We start from the raw sequence: 2787 nt of genomic DNA on the forward strand, positions 1-2787 counted from the left end.
TCGCGGCGTGGGGTGGCCGGGAGATGTCCACCGAGGGGGACAGCTTCTTCGTCGTGTTCGAGTCGGCGAGCGACGCGGTGGGCTGCGCCGTGGCGGCCCAGCGGGCCCTGGCCGGGCATGAGTGGCCGGGCGGCGTGGCGGTGCGGGTCCGGATGGGCCTGCATTCGGGGGAGCCGGCCAACAGCGACGGCAACTACATCGGCATGGATGTGCACCGGGCGGCGCGGATCGCCTCGGCTGCGCACGGGGGCCAGGTGGTGCTGTCGGAGGCGACGCGGCTGCTGGCGGCGCCCCGGCTGCCGGCCGGGGTGTCGGTGCGGGACCTGGGGTTTCACCGGCTGAAGGACATCAAGGCGCCAGAGCGGATCTACCAGCTGGCCGGGCCGGGGTTGCGGGCGGACTTCCCGCCGCTGAAGAGCCTGGGCACGCAGGCGAGCCTGCCGGCGCCGGCCACGCCGCTTGTCGGCCGAGAGGGCGACCTGGAGCGGCTGTGCGCCGCCCTCGCCGCGCCGGAGGTCCGGCTGGTCACGCTCACCGGCACCGGCGGGGTCGGCAAGACACGGCTGGCCCTGGCGGCCGCCGCGGCGCTTGGGCAGGCCTTCGCGTACGGCGTGTTCTTTGTCGCGCTGGCTGCCGTTCGCGACGCCGAGGTGATGTGGAAGACGCTGGCCGGCAGCCTGGACGTCAGCGTGGACGGCCAGCCCGCGGACGCCGTGACCGGCTACCTGGCCGGGCGCCGGGCGCTGCTTGTGCTGGACAACCTCGAGCAGCTCGACGGGGCCGCCGCGGTGGTGGCGGCGCTGCTTGAGGCTGCCCCTGGCCCGGTGCTGCTTGCCACGTCCCGGCGGCCACTGCATGTCCCTGGCGAGCATGAGTTCCCCGTGCCCGCGCTTGAGGTGCCCGGCCCGGCGGGCGTGCACGAGGTGGCGGCTTGCTCCGCGGCCCGGCTGTTCGCCCAGCAGGCGGGCATGGTCCGGCCCGGTTTCGCGGTCACCGCGGACAACGCCGCCGACATCGCGGCGATCTGCCGCCGCCTGGACGGGCTGCCGCTTGCCATCGAGCTGGCCGCGGCCCGGGTCAAGCTGCTATCACCCAGGGCCCTGCTGGCCCGCCTCGGGCACAGCCTCGGCCTGGCCGCGGCGGCGGCCGAGGCCGGGCGGCCGCTGCGGCAGCAGACCCTGCGCGACACCGTGGCCTGGAGCTACGACCTGCTCGCCCCGGGCGCGGCGCAGGTGTTCCGCCGGATGAGCGTGTTCGCCGGCGGATGCGACCTGAACGCGCTGGCCGCGGTGGCCGCGACCGGCGGCGACCCAGCCGGTTCCGACCCGCTGGAGCTGGTCGCCGGGCTGCAGGACGTCAGCCTGATCACGGTGACCGAGGGCAGCGACGGCGAGCCGAGAATGGGCATGCTTGAGACGATCCGCGACTACGCCCTGGAGCGCCTCGAGCAGGACGACGACGTGGACGGCACGCGGCGCCGGCACGCCGGGCACTACGCGGCCGTCGCCGAACGAGAACACGACCAGCTCGACGGCCCTGGGCAGCTGACCGCCCTCGACCGGCTGGAGGCCGACCTTGACAACATGCGTGCCGCGCTCGCCTGGTCGCTGGAGTCCCCGGCCGCAGCCGGGGCCGGCCAGGGCGAGCGGGCCGTCATCGGCCTGCGGCTGGTCCAGGCGCTGACCCTGTTCTGGTACCAGCGCGGCCACGCTACCGAGGGGCGGCGATGGTTGCAGCGGGCCATGGACCAGGTCCGCGCCGATGGCGGGGAACCGCTGGCGCGGGTGGCGCACGGGCTCGGGGTGCTGCTGGACACGCAGGGCGAGCCGGACGCGGCACGCCGGCTCTTCGAGCGCAGCCTGGCCATCTGGCGCGAGCTTGGCGACCGGGACCTGCAGGCGAGGGAACTGAGCAGCCTTGGCATCACCCTTCACCACCTCGGCGACCCGCAGGCCGCGCGGCCCTTGCTTGAGGAAAGCATCGCGATCGCCCGCGAGATCGGCAACAACGTCCGGCTGGCCGCGGCGCTGACTAACCTCGGCCAGCTGGAAAGCGCCGTCGGCGACTTCGACCGGGCCACCGAGGCCCTGCAGGAGGCGCTCACGCTCGACTCCGAGCAGGGCGACATCCTCGGCGTGGCCCTCGACCGGCAGTCTCTGGCGCTGGTCAGCCTCCGCGCGGGTCGTCCGGGCGAAGCCCGCAACCTGCTCTCCGGCACGTTCGACTACGTCGCCAGCTCCGGCAACACCTCCCTTCTCGCGAACATCCTGGAACTGTCGGCCGCCATCACCGCCGCACTCCGCGACCCCTTGCGGGCGGCCCGCCTAATGGGGGCCGCGGACGCCATCCGCAAGCAGTGGGGCATGCGGCGAACCGATCTGGAGGCCGCCAGGATGGAGCAGTACCTGGCCCCCGCGCGCGCTGCCGTCAGCTCCCAGGCCTGGGCCGCGGAACTGGCCGCTGGCCTGGCGCTGACCCAGCAGGAAGCGGTCGTGCTGCTGATCTCGCCCGGCCAGGCACACGACACGCCGGCAGAGCAGTCAGCCCTTGGTGAGGGCGCGTGAGGCACGGGCGCGCGGCGGGCAGTTGCGATCGGTCAGCCGCGTCCAGTCGTAGGAGCAGGTGCCGCACCGCGCCGGTGGTGAGCGTTACTACGGAAGGTAGTAACATGTCGTCCGTGAGCGGTGCACTTCCTACGACGATCATCGTCGCCGGTCTCGCGCTGGCCGGGTATGCGCTGCTGATGACCGCCCTCAACCGGCGAATGGGCCTTGTCCTGCTCGTCGC

1 protein-coding gene is annotated in these 2787 nt (G+C 73.7%); it reads left to right on the forward strand.

The genetic code is table 11. The annotated features are described in order from the left end of the window. The coding region (locus Q1N79_RS27045) for a tetratricopeptide repeat protein (RefSeq protein ID WP_300613832.1) at nt 1-2564 on the forward strand (2564 nt) is incomplete at its 5' end. Nucleotides 2565-2787: the final 223 nt, after the last annotated feature.

This window comes from Trebonia sp., from assembly GCF_030042015.1.
Lineage (GTDB): Bacteria > Actinomycetota > Actinomycetes > Streptosporangiales > Streptosporangiaceae > Trebonia.